At 69.1% G+C, this 16229-nt stretch carries 15 protein-coding genes; 6 read left to right on the forward strand and 9 right to left on the reverse strand.

What is annotated here, in order from left to right; genetic code table 11:
• Positions 1 to 17: 17 nt before the first annotated feature.
• The 4 genes from OG306_RS23305 to OG306_RS23320 all read right to left on the reverse strand — a co-directional run bounded on the left by OG306_RS23305 (position 18) and on the right by OG306_RS23320 (position 4363).
• Positions 18 to 872: a carbohydrate ABC transporter permease gene (locus tag OG306_RS23305; RefSeq protein WP_266748009.1), complete on the reverse strand. Its 855-nt coding sequence runs from the start codon at positions 870 to 872 to the stop codon at positions 18 to 20.
• On the reverse strand, positions 869 to 1762 hold the full coding sequence (locus tag OG306_RS23310; protein WP_266748010.1) for a carbohydrate ABC transporter permease: 894 nt from the start codon (positions 1760 to 1762) through the stop codon (positions 869 to 871). The genes OG306_RS23305 and OG306_RS23310 overlap by 4 nt, the downstream gene beginning before the upstream one ends.
• On the reverse strand, positions 1762 to 3090 hold the full coding sequence (locus OG306_RS23315; protein ID WP_266748011.1) for an ABC transporter substrate-binding protein: 1329 nt from the start codon (positions 3088 to 3090) through the stop codon (positions 1762 to 1764). The genes OG306_RS23310 and OG306_RS23315 overlap by 1 nt, the downstream gene beginning before the upstream one ends.
• A 169-nt stretch (positions 3091 to 3259) precedes the next feature.
• Positions 3260 to 4363, reverse strand: coding sequence for a substrate-binding domain-containing protein (locus OG306_RS23320; protein ID WP_266905706.1), 1104 nt, complete (start codon positions 4361 to 4363; stop codon positions 3260 to 3262).
• A 198-nt stretch (positions 4364 to 4561) separates the two neighbouring features.
• Here OG306_RS23320 and OG306_RS23325 point away from each other — a divergent pair, with 198 nt between their 5' ends.
• Positions 4562 to 6094, forward strand: a complete 1533-nt coding sequence (locus tag OG306_RS23325) for a right-handed parallel beta-helix repeat-containing protein (RefSeq protein WP_266748013.1) — start codon at positions 4562 to 4564, stop codon at positions 6092 to 6094.
• 38 nt (positions 6095 to 6132) lie between these two features.
• Here OG306_RS23325 and OG306_RS23330 read toward each other — a convergent pair whose 3' ends face one another.
• Together OG306_RS23330 and OG306_RS23335 are read right to left on the reverse strand one after the other, a co-directional pair.
• On the reverse strand, positions 6133 to 6906 hold the full coding sequence (locus OG306_RS23330) for an SDR family NAD(P)-dependent oxidoreductase (protein ID WP_266748014.1): 774 nt from the start codon (positions 6904 to 6906) through the stop codon (positions 6133 to 6135).
• 69 nt (positions 6907 to 6975) lie between these two features.
• The gene (locus tag OG306_RS23335) at positions 6976 to 7650 is read right to left on the reverse strand and encodes an MOSC domain-containing protein (RefSeq protein WP_266752364.1); all 675 of its coding nucleotides are present in this window, start codon (positions 7648 to 7650) and stop codon (positions 6976 to 6978) included.
• Positions 7651 to 7758: 108 nt separating this feature from the next.
• Here OG306_RS23335 and OG306_RS23340 point away from each other — a divergent pair, with 108 nt between their 5' ends.
• Entirely contained in the window at positions 7759 to 8649 is an 891-nt protein-coding gene (locus OG306_RS23340) for a LysR family transcriptional regulator (protein ID WP_371665591.1), read from the forward strand.
• An 85-nt stretch (positions 8650 to 8734) separates the two neighbouring features.
• Here the strand turns inward: OG306_RS23340 and OG306_RS23345 are convergent, their stop codons facing one another.
• Entirely contained in the window at positions 8735 to 9070 is a 336-nt protein-coding gene (locus OG306_RS23345) for a WhiB family transcriptional regulator (RefSeq protein WP_266748016.1), read from the reverse strand.
• A gap of 411 nt (positions 9071 to 9481) precedes the next feature.
• Here OG306_RS23345 and OG306_RS23350 point away from each other — a divergent pair, with 411 nt between their 5' ends.
• From OG306_RS23350 to OG306_RS23365, 4 genes are all read left to right on the forward strand, one after another.
• The gene (locus OG306_RS23350; RefSeq protein WP_003948568.1) at positions 9482 to 10093 is read left to right on the forward strand and encodes a response regulator transcription factor; all 612 of its coding nucleotides are present in this window, start codon (positions 9482 to 9484) and stop codon (positions 10091 to 10093) included.
• A gap of 296 nt (positions 10094 to 10389) precedes the next feature.
• Complete coding sequence (locus OG306_RS23355) at positions 10390 to 10965, forward strand: sigma-70 family RNA polymerase sigma factor (protein WP_093893485.1); 576 nt, start codon at positions 10390 to 10392, stop codon at positions 10963 to 10965.
• A gap of 230 nt (positions 10966 to 11195) precedes the next feature.
• Complete coding sequence (guaB, locus tag OG306_RS23360; RefSeq protein WP_266748017.1) at positions 11196 to 12701, forward strand: IMP dehydrogenase; 1506 nt, start codon at positions 11196 to 11198, stop codon at positions 12699 to 12701.
• A gap of 139 nt (positions 12702 to 12840) precedes the next feature.
• Complete coding sequence (locus OG306_RS23365; RefSeq protein ID WP_072486665.1) at positions 12841 to 13965, forward strand: GuaB3 family IMP dehydrogenase-related protein; 1125 nt, start codon at positions 12841 to 12843, stop codon at positions 13963 to 13965.
• Positions 13966 to 14049: 84 nt separating this feature from the next.
• Here the strand turns inward: OG306_RS23365 and OG306_RS23370 are convergent, their stop codons facing one another.
• Positions 14050 to 14592 carry a hypothetical protein gene (locus tag OG306_RS23370; protein WP_266748018.1) on the reverse strand — a complete coding sequence of 181 codons (543 nt, stop codon included), beginning with the start codon at positions 14590 to 14592 and terminating at the stop codon, positions 14050 to 14052.
• Positions 14593 to 14728: 136 nt separating this feature from the next.
• Complete coding sequence (locus tag OG306_RS23375; protein WP_266905704.1) at positions 14729 to 15991, reverse strand: nucleotide sugar dehydrogenase; 1263 nt, start codon at positions 15989 to 15991, stop codon at positions 14729 to 14731.
• Positions 15992 to 16229: the final 238 nt, after the last annotated feature.

The following is a 16229-nucleotide window of genomic DNA, read 5'->3' on the forward strand; positions in this document are numbered from 1 at the left end:
CAGGGCTCGCGGTGAGGTCACTTGACGCTACCGGCGGTCAGTCCGGCCTTCCAGTGCCGCTGCAGCGAGACGAAGGCGACGATCAGGGGGATGACGGCGAGGAGGGACCCGGTGACGACGAGTGGATAGAAGCTCGGCTCGCCGTGCGTGTTGGTGTTCCAGGAGTACAGACCGAGGCTCAGCGGGAAGAGCTTGCGGTCCGAGAGCATCACGAGAGGGAGGAAGAAGTTGTTCCAGATCGCGGTGAACTGGAAGAGGAAGACGGTCACGAAGCCCGGCATGACCATGCGCAGTCCGATGGACCAGAAGACGCGCAGCTCGCCGGCCCCGTCGATACGGGCGGCCTCCAGGGCCTCGTTCGGTATGTAGCCGGTGCTGAACACCCGGGCGAGATACACGCCGAACGGGTTGACGAGCACCGGGATCAGCACGGACCAGTAGGTGTTGACCAGGCCGGTCTTGGAGGCCAGGAGATACATCGGCAGGGCGAGCGCCGTGGTGGGGACGAGCACACCCATCAGCACGAGGCCGAACAGCTTCTCCTTGCCCCGGAATTCGTACTTGTCGAAGGCGTATCCCGCGGCGACGCAGATCAGCGAGCAGACGATCGCCCCGCCGCCCGCGTACATGAGGCTGTTGACGTACCAGCGGAAGTAGATGCCGTCGCCGTAGGAGGCCAGGTTCGACAGGTTCTCGCCGAGGTTGAAGCCCTCGAAGGAGAAGGCATTGCCCGCGAGCAGACCGCCGGTGTCCTTCGTGGCGGCGGTGACCAGCCAGACGAGGGGGAAGAGCATGTAGACGACGGCGAGCAGGAGAAAGCCGTTGACGGCGGTCTTCGACATCCAGCGGCTGCGGGAGGCGGGGGAGTTCATGCTTTCTTGCCCTTCCGGCCGGTGAAGCGGGTGACGACGAAGGACAGCAGCGCGGCCGTGAGCGCCAGCAGGATGGAGGCGGCCGCGGCGAGACCGTAGTCGTTGCGTTCGAAGGCCGCGGTGTACGCGTACATGTTCGGCGTCCAGGTGGAGGAGACGGCGGAACCGGTCCCCTTGTTGAGGATCAGCGGCTCGGTGAACAGCTGGAGCGAGCCGATGACCGTGAACAGCGCGACCATCACGACGGAGGCGCGGATCAGCGGAACCTTGATGCTGAGCGCGATGCGCCAGGCACCGGCCCCGTCGACCGTCGCCGCTTCGAGCACGGAGCGGTCGATCGCCTGCAACGCGGCGTAGAAGATCACCATGTTGTAGCCGAGCCATTCCCACAGGGCGATGTTGACGATGGAGGGAAGGGCGCCTTCGGGGGAGAAGAAGTCGAAGCCGATCCCGCCGGACTCCATGGCGCTGACCACCGGGCTGAGCTGGGGCGTGTAGAGGTATACCCAGATCAGCGCGGCGATGATGCCGGGCACGGCGTGCGGCAGGAAGAGCGCGAGCTGGAAGAACCGGCGGGCGCGGGCCAGCGTGGAGTCCAGCAGCAGGGCGAGGGCGAGGGCCCCGATGAGCAGCAGCGGAATGTAGAACAGGCAGTATCCGAGGAGTACGCCGAAGCCCTCGCGGAACGCCCGGTCGCCCAGGGCCGCCGTGTAGTTGTCGAGTCCGCTGAAGACGGTCTCGGTGCCGCCGAAGCCCAGGCCGGACTGTTTCTCGGTGAACAGGCTGAGCCAGACCGCGTATCCGATCGGCAGCACCATGACCGCGGTGAACAGTACGAAGAAGGGCCCCAGCAGGATGGCGGCGGCTCTGGTCGTCCGGGCGCGCTTCATCAGTCTGCGTCCTCGACCTTCAGACCGCGCTTCTTCAGCTCGGCGACCGTGGCGTCGTGCCCGGCCTTCACGGCGTCCTTGATGGTGGTGCCGCCGCTCGCGACCTTGCCGAACTGGTCCTTCATGGTGGTGTTCGTGGTGCCGGTCGTCGGGCCCCAGTTCCAGTTCTGGCCGATGGACGCGGCGGCGCCCTCGAACACCTGGTAGATGTCCTCGCCGCTGTAGAAGCCGGCGTCGAAGGACTTCTTCGCCACCGGGCGCAGGGCCGCCGCGGCCGGGAAGGCGCTCGAAGTGCCGGACTCGATGCGGGCCTTGATGCCTTCCTCGGTGGTCGACATCCAGGTGGCGAACTCGACCGCGGCCTCGGCCTTCTTGCTGGTCTTGGTCACCGCGAAGGTGGAGCCGCCGAGCATGCCGCTGGCCGGCTTGCCGTCCCAGTTGGGCATCGGGGCGACGGCCCACTTGCCGCTCTGCTCGGGCAGCGTGGCCTTGAGGACGCCCGCGCCCCAGGCGGCGCCGAGGTAGCCGACGGTGCCGCCGTTCTTGAGGGAGTTGGTCCACTCGGGGCTGAACGAGGCGTTGGCGCGGATCAGATCGTCGTCGAGCAGACCCTGCCAGTAGTCGGCGACCTTGTTGGTGGCCGCGTCGGCCGTGCTGACCTTCCAGGTGTCGCCCTCGGGCTTGTACCACTGGGCGCCGGCCTGCCAGGACATCGCCTGGAACGTGGTCGGGTCGTCGGGGAAGAAGGTGCCGATCCGAACCTTCTTGTCGGCCTTCTTGATCTTCTCGGCGGCCTTGCGGAACTCGTCCCAGGTCTTGGGGACCTCGACGCCGTACTTCTCGAACAGGTCCTTGCGGTAGTAGAACGCCTGCGGCGAGGCGTCGAACGGGACGGCCCAGTTCTTGCCGCCGAGCGTCGTCAGCTCGACCGCCTGCGGCAGCAGCTTCTTCCTGATGTCCTCGGTGAAGTACTGGCCGATGTCCTGGAGCGCGCCCTGACTGACGTACTCCGGAAGCTGCGGGTACTCGATGGAGACCAGGTCGGGGGCGTTGCCTGCCTTGACCGCGTTGGAGATCTTGGCGTAGCCGCCCGCGTTGCCGGACGGGATCTCCTCGTACACCACCTTGATGTTCTTGTGCGAGGCGTTGAACGCGTCAACGACCTCCTTGGACCCCTTGGTCCAGCCCCAGAAGGTGATGCTGACGGGCTTGCCGTCGCTTCCGGCGGCGGCTTTGTCGTCGCCGCCGCCACCACAGGCCGTGAGAACGGCGAGGGCGGTGGCGGCGCCGACTACGGCGAGGGACGTTCTGCTCGAACTGCGGCTCACAGCGAGGCTCCTGAACAAGCGACGACATTGGCGTTCGCCGTGATCCTTGGACCAGCCGTGACCGAAGTCAAGAGCGAAAGAGCGTTTGATCGAAAAAAGATCAGAAAAGTTGCGTACGGAAGTGTGTGGAACGCCCTGCGTGAGGGAACGGGGGGTGCGCGCACTACGCCTACGAGAGGGGCGCTCCGCACGAGTCCCGGACCCGCAGCTGCGGCAGCAGCATCAGATGGCGCCGTGGTGCGCCCCCGCTCTGGCCGAGCCGCTCCACCAGCAGTTCCGTCGCGTGGCGGCCCACGTCGCGCTTGGGTGGTGCCACCGCCGTGAGCGGGGTGTCCGCGAGAGCCGCCACCTCGTCGTCGTAGGCGATCAGCGCCAGATCGTCCGGCACCCGTACGCCCAGCTCGGCAAGGCGCTGCACGACCTGGATCGCGTCCACGTCGTTGTGGATCAGCGCCGCCGTCGCCACGCCCGAGTGGACCGCCTCGCGCAGCGCCCGCACGGCCTGGTCGAACCTGTCCGGAGCGAGTTCGGCCGGTACGGACTCGATCACGTCCTGCGGCGCGCGCAGACCGAGCACGGCCAGGGCCTCCGCGTACCCGGACCGCACCGCGAGGGCGGTCGGCGAGTCCGCCCGGGCCATCAGGAGCGGCGCCCCGTGCCCGAGATCCACCAGGTGGCGAACGGCGAGCAGCACCCCGTGCGCATGGTCCGAGCAGACCCGGTCCAGGCCGTCCAGCGGGGAGCCGGCGGTGGGCCTGCGCTCCAGCAGGACGGTCGGCACGGGCAGTGAGGCGATCCAGTCGCCGAACGCGGCGGGGTCGCCGGGGTGCTGCCAGCCCGGTGCGATCAGCAGCCCCTCGGCGCCCGCGGAGAGCAGCCCCTCGGTGCGGGCCTGGTCCTCCTGCGGCCGGTAGTCGGAGATCCGCAGGATCAGCCGGGCACCCGCCCCGGCGGCCGCCTCATGGGCCCCGCGGATGACCTCGGAGAAGTAGTACGTCGACGAGGGCGCGAGCATGCCGAGAACCAGGCCGCTGCCGCTGCCGCTGCCGCTGCCGCTGCCGCCGGGCCCCGCGGCGGAGGCGGCGTCCTGCGGCCAGGACACCGAGCCGTGGACCCGGTCGAGCAGGCCCCGGCCGGCCAGCTCCTCCACGTCTCGGCGCACCGTGACGGCGGAGACCCCGAGCTGCGAGGCGAGCTCCGAGACCCGGGCTGAACCCCGCTCCCGTACCAGCCCCAGCAGGCGGTCATGACGTTCAGCAGCACTTTCGCGCACGGCAGCAGTCCCCTCGCAGTGTGTGGCCCGGCCCCCGGTCCGGCCGGTGCCGGGGCTGTGGTCCGACCCTAGACCAACGTGATCGAACGATGGGAATTTCGATCATTCAAACGTAATCCATTGACGTTCGATCAATCCGAGTCCAGGATTCCGGCGATGCCGACTCGTCCCGTCCCTGACTGTTCGTACGGAGGAATTGTGAGACATCGCGTCACCGCTGCGACGCTGGCGGCCCTGACGGCCGCCGCCGGCCTGACCGCAACCGGCCAGAGCGCCGCGCAGGCAGCGGCACCCGCCGGCCGTGTCTTCCATGTCGACTGCGCGGCCGACCCGGCCGGCGCCACCGGCAGCAGACAGCACCCCTGGACCACGCTCGCCGAGGCCAACGCGCACACCTACGGCCCCGGTGACAGGCTGCTCTTCAAGCGCGGCGCCACCTGCACCGGCACCCTCGCCCCCACGGGCACCGGCTCCGCCCACGCCCCGTTCACCATCGCCGACTACGGCACCGGCCCGGCCCGCGCCAGGCTCGACGGCGCGGGCGCCCACGACGTCGTCCTGCTCTCCAACACGCAGTACGTGCACCTCAAGGCCCTGGAGATCACCAACGCGGACAACCCCGGCAGCGAGCGCAACGGCGTCCGCCTCCGCCTCACCGACTACGGCGTCGCCCGTGGCTTCGACATCTCCGGCCTCTACATCCACGATGTGCGCGGCGGCGACTACAAGACGGTGTCCGGCTCCAGCGCGATCCACATCGCGGTCGAGGGCAAGGCGAAGGCCAGCTGGTACGACGGCCTGGACGTCGGGCACAACCGCATCGAGGACGTCGACCGCGAGGGCATCTACTTCAAGTCGACCTTCTCCAAGCGTGATCTGGTAGGCGAGCAGCAGGACCCGAACGTCTACCCGGGGGAGTGGACACCCAGCACCGGCGTCCGTATCCACCACAACACGCTGAAGTCCCTGGCGGGCGACGGCATGAAGCTCGACACCACCAGCGGTGCCCGCGTCGACCACAACCGGGTCGACGGCTTCCAGCTCCGCTCGCCCTCCGCCAACGCGGGCATCTGGACCTTCAACACCGACGACACGACCGTCGAGTACAACGAGGTCTCGGGCGGCGGCAACACCCACGACGGGATGTCCTTCGACGCGGACGGCGCCTCGCAGAACACCGTCTTCCAGTACAACTACAGCCACGACAACAAGGGCGGCTTCCTGCTGATCTGCCCGTACAGCGGCGCCAAGACCATCGGCACGGTCGCCCGCTACAACGTCAGCCGCAACGACGGCGCCCGCCTGATCCAGAACTGCTGGGGCCCGATCCTCGACACGAAGATCCACAACAACACCTTCCAGAACAAGGAGCAGATCCCCGGCTATCTCGTCCAGGACGACGCCGGCAGCCCCGCCACCACCCAGCACGAACTGTCCATCCGGAACAACATCTTCGTGAGCGAGGGCACCGGCGGCTACGCGTTCAAGAACCCGACGCCCGGGCTCTCCTTCGACCACAACGCCTTCTACGGCATAGAGATGACCCGCCCCGACCCCGGTGGCATCACGGCCGACCCGAAGCTCCGCGCGGACTTCAGGCTCGGCGCGGGCTCGCCCGCCCTGGCCGCCGGAGCCGTCATCGAGAACAACGGGGGCAGGGACTACTTCGGCAAGAAGCTGACGCCCGGCGCCCCCAACATCGGCGCCTACGCGGGCCACGGGGTGCACTGACCGCGCACCCGGCAGCCGCGCACCCGTCGACCGACCACTCATTGAGGACCGTACTTGCGGCCTGTCTTGGAGGTGACCCCTCCGAGCAGGCCGCGCGGCGTCACCTTCACGAGCCCCATCAGCACCTTGTAGCGGGGATCCGGGACGGAGAGGGACTTGCCGCGTGCCAGGTCCGCCAGGGCCGTCGCCACCAGCTTGTCCGCATCGAGCCACATCCAGCCCGGAATGTTGCCGGTCCCCATCCCGGCCCGCTGATGGAACTCCGTCCGTACGAAACCGGGGCACAGTGCCATCAGCCGCACCCCCGAACCGGCCAGGTCCTTCGCCGCGCCCTGGGTGAACTGCACGACCCACGCCTTGGACGCGCCGTACGTCCCGCGCGGCACGAACGCTGCCACCGAGGCCACGTTGACGACCCCGCCCCGCCCGCGCTCGCGCATCCCGGCCGCGGCCGCCGAGGTCAGCCGCAGCACCGCCTCGCAGTGCACCTTCAGCATGTTCAGCTCATCGGCCATGGGCACATCCAGGTAGCTGCCCCTGTTGCCGAACCCGGCGTTGTTGACCAGCAGATCGACCGGCTGGTGACGATCCGTCAACCGGTCCTCGACCGCGGCGATCCCCTTGTCCTGTGACAGATCGGCCGTCAGCACCTCGGCTTCGATGCCGTGCCGGTCGTGCAGTTCGGTCGCCTGCTCGCGCAGCCGCTCGGTGTCCCGGGCCACCAGCACCAGGTTGTGCCCGTCGGCCGCCAGCCGCCGCGCGAAGGCGGCCCCGATACCCGCGGTCGCGCCCGTAATCAGTGCAGTCGTCATACGCGGCACGTTAGTGCCTGTCCGCCGGCCGCGAACGGACAGGCACCGTCGCCCCGCGGACCACCGCGATCACTCGCGCGTGGCCTCCTTCTCCACATACTTCAGCGCGGCACGCAGCGACTCGGGATGCAGCGCTTCGCCCGCCGCGAGCAGCTTCGGGAGCAGCTCCCTTCGCGTCGTCGACGCCTGGAAGTCCAGCCGCACAGTGACGTCGTGGCCGGGCCGGTGCACGATCTCGACCGGGTCGCCGGAGCGGATCTCACCCGGCTCGATCACCCGCAGATACGCCCCCGGGGCGGCCGCCTGCGTGAACCGCCGGACCCAGCCCTTCTCGTCGAGATGACCGGCGAACGTACGGCACGGAATCCGGCTCGACGCGACCTCCAGCACCAGATCGGGGCCGATCCGCCAGCGCTCGCCAATCCTCGCGCCGTTCACGTCGAGACCGGTGGTTGTCAGGTTCTCGCCGAACGCGCCATTGGCGAGCGGGCGGCCGAGCACCCGCTCCCAGTCGTCGAGGTCCTCGCGGGCGAAGGCGTACACGGCCTGGTCGGAGCCGCCGTGATGACGCAGATCGCACACCGCGTCCCCGGCCAGGCCACTGCCCCCGGTGCCCTTGGGGCCGGGATCGGTGACGCGTACGGGTCCGTCGACCGGCTGCTTGCCGATCCCGGTCACGCCGCCGGCGGCGTCGGTGTACTCGACGACCTCCGGCCGCCCTGCGTTCACGGTCAACAGCTTCATCGGCTTCATCGAGTTCATCGGCTTCATGCGGAGAACGCTAACCATCCCGCCCCCAAAGGTGCCTGCCAATAATTCGCGCCCAATCCAAGAGCGGCTTATGGTTGAAGGGTGATCGAAGCCCGTCATCTCCGTGTCCTGCGTGCCGTCGCCGCCACCGGCTCGTTCTCCGCCGCCGCCCGCGAACTGGGCTGTACCCAGCCCGCGGTCAGCCAGCAGATGAAGGCCCTGGAGGCCTCCGCGGGAACGACGCTGCTGATCCGCACGGGACGCGAGATGCGCCTCACCCAGGCGGGCGAGGCGCTCGTCCGCCATGCCTCCGGCATCCTCGCCGGGCTCGTCGCCGCCGAGGAGGAGGTCGCCGCGATCGCCGGGCTGCGGGCCGGCCGCGTCCGGCTCGTCTCGTTCCCCAGCGGCAGCTCCACCCTGGTCCCCGGCGCCCTCGCGGCGCTGCGCGCGGCCCACCCCGGCACTCGGGTCTCCCTGGTCGAGGCCGAACCGCCGCGCTCCGTCAAGATGCTGCGCGAGGGCGACTGCGACATCGCGCTGGCGTTCCGCTACGGCGCCTCCGGCACCGAGTGGGACGACCTGGTCGTACGCCCGCTGCTCACCGACCGGCTGATCGGCCTGGTCCCCGAGGGGCACCGGCTGGCAGGTGCGGACACCGTCACCGTCGCCGAACTGGCCGAGGAGTCGTGGATCGCGGGCTGCCCGCGCTGCCGTCGCCAGCTGGTGGAGGTCTGCGAGGAGTCCGGCTTCACGCCCCGGATCGACTTCGCCACCGACGACTACCCGGCGGTCGTCGGCCTGGTCGGCGCCGGACTCGGGGTGGCCGTACTGCCGGAGCTGGCGATCGAGTCGGTACGCCCCAAGCGGGCCCGTACCGTCGCGGTGGAACCGGCCATCGAGCGCGAGATCGTCGCCCTCACCCTGCCGGACCTGGCTCAGGTGCCGGCGGTGGCGGCCACCCTGGACCAGCTGTCCCTGGCAGCCGCCCGCTGACCGGGGCCTGCCTGTGACCCGGCCTCCTTCGGTGGCCGGGTGAAGCGCAAAAACGTTTTTCTATTCGCGTACGGACGGGGCGGGTTCAGCCGTGCCCCGACGGGGACGGAACGCCCGACGGCGCCGCTGCCGCGATCAGGCGATTACGGGCCCGTCCCATGAGCTCCTCGCGCTCGTCCTCGGTCAGTCCGCCCCACACCCCGTAGGGCTCTCGTACGGCCAGCGCGTGTGCCGCGCACTCGGCGCGCACCGGGCATCGCATGCAAACCTCTTTTGCCGAGTTCTCGCGGGCGCTCCGAGCCGCCCCGCGTTCACCCTCCGGGTGGAAGAACAGCGAGCTGTCGACCCCGCGGCAGGCCGCCAGCAGCTGCCAGTCCCACAGATCGGCGTTGGGTCCGGGAAGGCGGGAGAAATCTGCCATTGCTTGTCCCCTCAAACCATGCTGAGTCGGAATCGTCGTTGTCATCCATTTGTGACCGTGCTCATGACATTACATCTACGGTGTAAGTAGATGTAAATATGACTGATTGCGAATCTAGCCACAGACACCAGTAAAAGGGAAGAAAACCCGCTAAATGGGGCATAGGTTCATATGAAATTTCCGTTGACCGTTGGATGAGTCGTGCCGCTCTCCTCCGTGTGCGAGTCCTCACGTAGAGTGCCGAACCCGGCCGTCCGACCCGTAACTCTTTCGAGTGACCATCGTTGAGAGGGCGGAGGCGGTTGACAGAAAAAGCGATCGGGCAGATGTCCGAGAGCGTCAACCGCTCAGGTGACGACTTGTAACAGCCTGGAGGCTCAAGGTGACGCGCATCAGCTGCGGAGGACGGTCATGACATCCGTCCTCGTCTGCGACGACTCCCCGCTTGCCCGAGAAGCGCTCCGTCGCGCGGTCGCGACCGTGCCCGGCGTCGAGCGTGTGACGACGGCGGCCAACGGCGAGGAAGTTCTCCGCCGCTGGGGCGCCGACCGTTCGGATCTGATTCTGATGGACGTACGCATGCCCGGTCTGGGGGGTGTGGAGACGGTCCGGCGGCTGCTCTCCGCCGATCCCGGCGCCAGGATCATCATGCTGACCGTCGCCGAGGACCTGGATGGCGTCGCGCTCGCGGTCGCCGCCGGCGCCCGCGGCTATCTGCACAAGGACGCCTCCCGCGCGGAGTTGCGGGCCACCGTGACCCAGGCGCTGGCCGATCCGACGTGGCGGCTCGCCCCGCGCCGGCTGCGGTCGGCCGAGATGGGTGCGGCGCCGACGCTCACGGCGCGGGAGATCCAGGTGCTCGAAGGAATGAGTCACGGCCGCTCGAACGCCGAGATCGGCCGTGAACTGTTCCTCTCCGAGGACACGGTGAAGACGCACGCCAGGCGTCTGTTCAAGAAACTCGGCGCCTCGGACCGGGCGCACGCCGTGGCGCTCGGCTTCCGCTGGGGCCTGGTCCGCTGAGGACGGCCATGGCCGGCAGTCGATCGATTCCCCGTCCGCACACCGGCGGACGGGGCGATGCGACGGGGGTGCGTGGCGCGGGCCCCACCCCGCCGGTGGTGCCTTCCGCGCCCGCGGCATGTGACGCTTCCCGGCCGATGCCGCATCCTTGAGATGTGGAGTTCCTCGGGGACGATTCGGTCGAGCGGAAGGGGAGGGCGCAGGACATGACTTCGGGCGCACCCGCTCATAACGCTTCGGTGCACAACTACGGACGCGGTGGAGCGGAAGAAGCGGCTCCGAGGCACCATGGTCCGATGCGCGACGACGAGACGACGGTGATCGGTGCACTGGTGCACCGTGCTGTCGAGGGGGACGCGCAGGCCACGCATGATCTGCTGGCGCATGTCCACCCCCTCGCGCTGCGCTACTGCAGGTCCCGGCTGAACCGGCTGCCCGGTGATGCCCGTCACTTCGTGGAGGACCTGGCGCAGGAGGTCTGTGTAGCGGTGCTGATGGCGCTGCCGCGCTACAAGGACACCGGCAGACCCTTCGAAGCCTTCGTCTTCGCCATCGCGGGCCACAAGGTCGCCGACCTCCAGCGCGCCGCGATGCGGCACCCGGGATCGACGGCCGTGCCCTCCGACGAGATGCCCGAGCGGCCGGACGATTCGCTCGGGCCCGAGGAGCGCGCACTGCTCAGCAGCGATGCCGCCTGGGCCAAGAAACTTCTCGCCAATCTCCCGGACAACCAGCGCGAGCTGCTGGTTCTGCGGGTCGCGGTCGGCCTGACCGCGGAGGAGACCGGGCAGATGCTGGGCATGTCGCCGGGCGCGGTCCGGGTCGCCCAGCACCGGGCGCTGAGCAGACTGCGGGCCCTCGCGGAGCAGTGAGCGGGGCCCTTCCGGGAGCGTACGAGCCGGCTGTCCGGGACCGTGCGAACCGGCTGTCCGGTCCGTCCGAGTCGCCTGGCCGCGTCCGTGCGAGCCGTCTGTCCGACGCCGGCCGTTTTGTCTGTACGAAGCTACAGAACCTCTGGTTGATCTTGCTCGTGGAATGAGACACCCCCGGAGGCCGTTAGCATGGACATCCGCACCGATCAAGGCCATTTGGGGAAGGTGTCATGACTGCAAACGTCGACGGAGTGCCCGAGAAATTCGCGACGCTCGGGCTGACATACGACGACGTGCTGCTGCTGCCCGGCGCGTCCGACATGGCGCCCGATCAGATCGATACCTCCTCGTACATCTCCAAGAACGTGCGGGTGAACATCCCGCTGCTCTCCGCCGCGATGGACAAGGTCACCGAGGCCCGCATGGCGATCGCCATGGCCCGGCAGGGTGGCGCCGGTGTGCTGCACCGCAACCTCTCCATCGCCGACCAGGCCAACCAGGTCGACCTGGTGAAGCGCTCCGAGTCCGGCATGGTGACCGACCCGATCACGGTGCACCCGGACGCGACGCTGCGCGACGCCGACGAGCTGTGTGCCAAGTTCCGTATCAGCGGTGTCCCGGTCACCGACGCCGCGGGCAAGCTGCTCGGCATCGTCACCAACCGTGACATGGCCTTCGAGCCGGACCGTACGCGCCAGGTGCGCGAGGTCATGACGCCGATGCCGCTGGTCACCGGCAAGGTCGGCACCTCCGGCGTGGACGCCATGGAGCTGCTGCGCCGCCACAAGATCGAGAAGCTTCCGCTGGTCGACGACTCGGGGGTCCTCAAGGGCCTCATCACCGTCAAGGACTTCGTCAAGGCCGAGAAGTATCCGAACGCCGCGAAGGACAAGGAAGGCCGGCTGCTGGTCGGCGCGGCCGTCGGTGTCGCGGGCGACGCCTTCGAGCGGGCCCAGGCACTGATCGAGGCGGGTGTCGACTTCATCGTCGTCGACACGGCCCACGGCCATTCCCGGCTGGTCGGCGACATGGTCGCCAAGATCAAGTCGAACGCCTCCGGTGTCGACGTCATCGGCGGCAACATCGCCACCCGTGATGGCGCCCAGTCGCTGATCGACGCGGGCGTCGACGGCATCAAGGTCGGCGTGGGCCCCGGCTCCATCTGCACCACCCGCGTCGTCGCCGGCATCGGCGTCCCGCAGGTCACCGCGATCTACGAGGCCTCGCTCGCCGCCAAGGAGGCCGGTGTCCCGGTCATCGGAGACGGCGGCCTGCAGTACTCGGGCGACATCGCCAAGGCCATGGTGGCCGGCGCGGACACCGTGATGCTCGGCTCGCTGCTCGCGGGCTGTGAGGAGTCCCCGGGCGAGCTGCTCTTCATCAACGGCAAGCAGTTCAAGTCGTACCGCGGCATGGGTTCGCTCGCCGCGATGCAGACCCGTGGCGACCGCAAGTCGTTCTCCAAGGACCGCTACTTCCAGGAGGGCGTCGCCTCCGACGAGAAGCTGGTCCCCGAGGGCATCGAGGGCCAGGTCCCCTACCGCGGCCCGCTCTCCGCGGTCGTCCACCAGCTCGTCGGCGGCCTGCGCCAGTCGATGTTCTACGTCGGCGGCCGCACCGTCCCGGAGCTCCAGGCCAACGGCCGGTTCGTCCGGATCACCTCGGCGGGCCTCAAGGAGAGCCACCCGCACGACATCCAGATGACGGTCGAAGCGCCGAACTACAGCAGGAAGTAACGCATCAGCACAGCCGAGGGGCGGCCCGGGGGTCCCGGACACTGTTGACCAAACAGTGTCCGGGGTTCCCGGGACCGCCCCTCAGCCGTGTGTCGGGGATACTGGACAGCGCAGACGTAGAGGGAAAGGCCACACCATCGTGACTGAGATCGAGATCGGGCGCGGCAAGCGCGGCCGCCGGGCGTACGCATTCGACGACATCGCCGTCGTTCCGAGCCGCCGTACCCGCGACCCGAAGGAGGTCTCGATCGCCTGGCAGATCGACGCCTACCGTTTCGAGCTGCCGTTCCTGGCGGCTCCCATGGACTCCGTGGTCTCCCCGCAGACCGCGATCCGCATCGGTGAGCTGGGCGGCCTCGGTGTCCTCAACCTCGAGGGTCTGTGGACCCGGCACGCCGACCCGCAGCCGCTGCTCGACGAGATCGCCGAGATGCCCGTCGAGTCGGCGACCCGCCGCCTTCAGGAGATCTACTCCGCGCCGATCCAGGAGGAACTGATCGGGCAGCGCATCAAGGAGGTGCGCGACTCCGGTGTCGTCACCGCCGCCGCGCTCTCCCCGCAGCGCACCGCGCAGTTCTCCAAGGCCGTCGTCGACGCGGGCGTGGACATCTTCGTCATCCGCGGTACGACGGTCAGCGCCGAGCACGTCTCGGGTGCGGCCGAGCCGCTCAACCTCAAGCAGTTCATCTACGAGCTGGACGTCCCGGTGATCGTCGGCGGCTGTGCCACGTACACCGCCGCCCTGCACCTCATGCGTACCGGCGCGGCCGGTGTCCTCGTCGGTTTCGGCGGTGGCGCCGCGCACACCACGCGCAACGTCTTCGGCATCCAGGTCCCGATGGCGACCGCGGTCGCCGATGTGGCCGGGGCCCGCCGCGACTACATGGACGAGTCCGGTGGCCGGTACGTGCACGTGATCGCGGACGGCGGCGTCGGCTGGTCCGGCGACCTGCCCAAGGCCATCGCCTGCGGTGCGGACGCCGTGATGATGGGCTCCCCGCTGGCCCGTGCGACGGACGCGCCTGGCCGCGGCCGGCACTGGGGCATGGAGGCCGTCCACGAGGACGTGCCGCGCGGCAAGCTGGTGGACCTGGGCTCGGTCGGCACGACCGAGGAGGTCCTCACCGGCCCTTCGCACACCCCCGACGGTTCGATGAACATCTTCGGTGCGCTGCGCCGCGCGATGGCGACGACGGGGTACAGCGACCTCAAGGAGTTCCAGCGCGTCGAGGTGACGGTGGCGGACTCCCAGCACCGCCGCTGACCGCTCTCAGCAGACAGATGGACGCGGGCGAGGCCCGGACCGCAACGGCGGTCCGGGCCTCGCCCGCGTCCATTCAGCGAACGGTCACGCGGCCTTCTTGGCGCCACCGATCGCGGCCACGGCAGCGAGCAGCAGGAAGAGGTAGGTCTTGAAGTCCGATCCCGCGTTCCAGGCCTTCGTCAGAACGTCGAAGTGGTCGAAAAAGAGGCTGGACGCGGACTGGTGGACCAGATCGGACAGGGCGATCGCTACGCCCACGAGCTGGCCGAGGTAGACCGCACCCACCGACAGAACGGCGCTCACGACGGGCAGCACCGGGTTCTGACCACCCACCTTGCTCGTCGCGAAGCCGACGAGGAAGCCGACGCCGACGGCGATGTAGCCGATCTCGCGGTCGATGGCGCCGGCGATGACGCCGTACAGGAAGGCCGCGACGACCGCCGTGACCACCGCTGTGAGCAGGCCGAGACCCAGGTTGTTGCGGGTCGGGGCCGCCGGGGCGAACGGTGCGGCGTCGAACGTGGCGCCGGGCTGGCCGTACGGGCCGGGCTGCTGGCCGACGTACGGGTTGCCGTCGACGGGCTGGGCGTCGTTCGGCTGGTGCGGCGGTGGCACGGGCTGGCTCATGGGTGGGATCCCCCCTGGGACGGAAGCGCACGACTGTGCGAGAAGTGACGCCGCAGGCTAGCAGCCGCCTATGACATCGCCCACTAAATTCCTTGGAGGACCCTTGGGATCCTCCTGAATCCTGGGAACCCGCTTCTCACAACCGGTGCGCGGCCCCCGCCGGGGTCGCGCCCCGGGTGTCCAGGAGCAATTGGGCCTTCACGGCGAGGCCCTGGAGGTCGTACGTGCGGTGGTGCTGGAGCAGCACCGTGAGGTCCGCGCTCGATGCCGCCTCGTACAGCGAGTCGGCGCGCGGGACAGGGAGTTCACGGACCCGCCAGTCCAGGACGTGCGGGTCGTGGTAGCCGATCTGGGCGCCCATGTCCATCAGCCGGGCGGCGATCTCCCGGGCGGGGGAGGCCTCCTGGTCGGCGAGGTCCGGCTTGTAGGTGACCCCGAGGAGCAGCACCCGGGCGCCCCGTACCGACTTGCCGTGCTCGTTCAGGAGGGTGGCGCAGCGCTGGATCACGTACTGCGGCATCCGGTCGTTGATCTCCTGGGCGAGCGAGACCATCCGCAGGGGGTGCCCGGGGGTGCGGCTGTTGTACGGAAGGTAGCCCGGGTCGACGGGGGCGCCGTGGCCGCCGACGCCGGGGCCCGGACGGAACGGCTGGAAGCCGAAGGGCTTCGTCTCGGCGCACCGGATGACGTCCCACAGGTCGATGCCGAGATCGTGGCAGAGCACCGCCATCTCGTTGACCAGGGCGATGTTGACGTGCCGGAAGTTGGTCTCCAGGACCTTGGTCATCTCGGCCTCGCGCGGCCCGCGGGCCCGGACGACCTTGTCGGTGAGCCGGCCGTAGAAGGCGGCGGCGGATTCGGTGCAGGCGGGGGTGAGGCCGCCGATGACCTTGGGGGTGTTGGCGTAGACGTGGGTCCTGTTGCCGGGGTCGAGGCGGCTGGGGGAGTAGGCGAGGTGGAAGTCGCGGCCGGCGCGGAGCCCCGAGCCCTCTTCGAGGAGGGGCAGTACGTAGCTCTCGGTTGTGCCCGGCTGTACGGCCGATTCCAGCAGGACGGTGGTGTGCGGGCGCAGCCGGGCGGCGAGCGTGCGGGCCGCGTCGCCGACGGCGTTGAGGTCGAGGGTGCGGTCGGCGCCGAGAGGGGTGGGCGCGCAGATCACCGCGGTACGGATCCGGCCCAGTTCGGCCGGGTCGGTGGTGGGCCGGAAACCCCCCGAGAGCATCCGGCGTAGGTCCGAGGCGGTGAGTGATCCCTCGACGGGGTTGCGGCCCGCGGCGAGTTCCGCGTACGCGCGTGGGTCGGTGTCGTATCCGACGGTCTGGACACCGGCGGCGACGGCGGCTTGGGCGAGGGGCAGGCCGAGGTGGCCGAGTCCGATGACTGCGAGGTCTGCGGGCATGTGGATGGGCCGTCCTTCCCTTGGACCGACCGGCATATGGAGGGCGCCACCCTCTATTTGCCGGTCGGTCCCAGGACACATGAGAGCGGAAAGCGCAACCGCTGGGGACAGCGCAATGTCAGACTAGGCGTAAATATGACCTATATGTCGCATTGCGTGGCTCTCGTCGACCTGGTGTTGTCCACAGGCGGTGGCCGAAGTCGTGGACGGCGGACAGAATCGAGAGGTGGGCACGGGG

Origin of the sequence: Streptomyces sp. NBC_01241 (genome assembly GCF_041435435.1) — a bacterium.
In the GTDB taxonomy this organism is placed as follows: Bacteria; Actinomycetota; Actinomycetes; order Streptomycetales; family Streptomycetaceae; genus Streptomyces.

What these genes read in the sequence shown, in the direction of transcription:
- OG306_RS23305 (WP_266748009.1), bottom strand. Translation starts at nt 872, where the DNA reads ATGAACTCCCCCGCCTCCCGCAGCCGCTGGATGTCGAAGACCGCCGTC.
- OG306_RS23310 (WP_266748010.1), bottom strand. Translation starts at nt 1,762, where the DNA reads ATGAAGCGCGCCCGGACGACCAGAGCCGCCGCCATCCTGCTGGGGCCC.
- OG306_RS23330 (WP_266748014.1), bottom strand. Translation starts at nt 6,906, where the DNA reads ATGACGACTGCACTGATTACGGGCGCGACCGCGGGTATCGGGGCCGCC.
- OG306_RS23335 (WP_266752364.1), bottom strand. Translation starts at nt 7,650, where the DNA reads ATGAAGCTGTTGACCGTGAACGCAGGGCGGCCGGAGGTCGTCGAGTAC.
- OG306_RS23345 (WP_266748016.1), bottom strand. Translation starts at nt 9,070, where the DNA reads ATGGCAGATTTCTCCCGCCTTCCCGGACCCAACGCCGATCTGTGGGAC.
- OG306_RS23350 (WP_003948568.1), top strand. Translation starts at nt 9,482, where the DNA reads ATGACATCCGTCCTCGTCTGCGACGACTCCCCGCTTGCCCGAGAAGCG.
- OG306_RS23355 (WP_093893485.1), top strand. Translation starts at nt 10,390, where the DNA reads ATGCGCGACGACGAGACGACGGTGATCGGTGCACTGGTGCACCGTGCT.
- guaB (WP_266748017.1), top strand. Translation starts at nt 11,196, where the DNA reads ATGACTGCAAACGTCGACGGAGTGCCCGAGAAATTCGCGACGCTCGGG.
- OG306_RS23370 (WP_266748018.1), bottom strand. Translation starts at nt 14,592, where the DNA reads ATGAGCCAGCCCGTGCCACCGCCGCACCAGCCGAACGACGCCCAGCCC.
- OG306_RS23375 (WP_266905704.1), bottom strand. Translation starts at nt 15,991, where the DNA reads ATGCCCGCAGACCTCGCAGTCATCGGACTCGGCCACCTCGGCCTGCCC.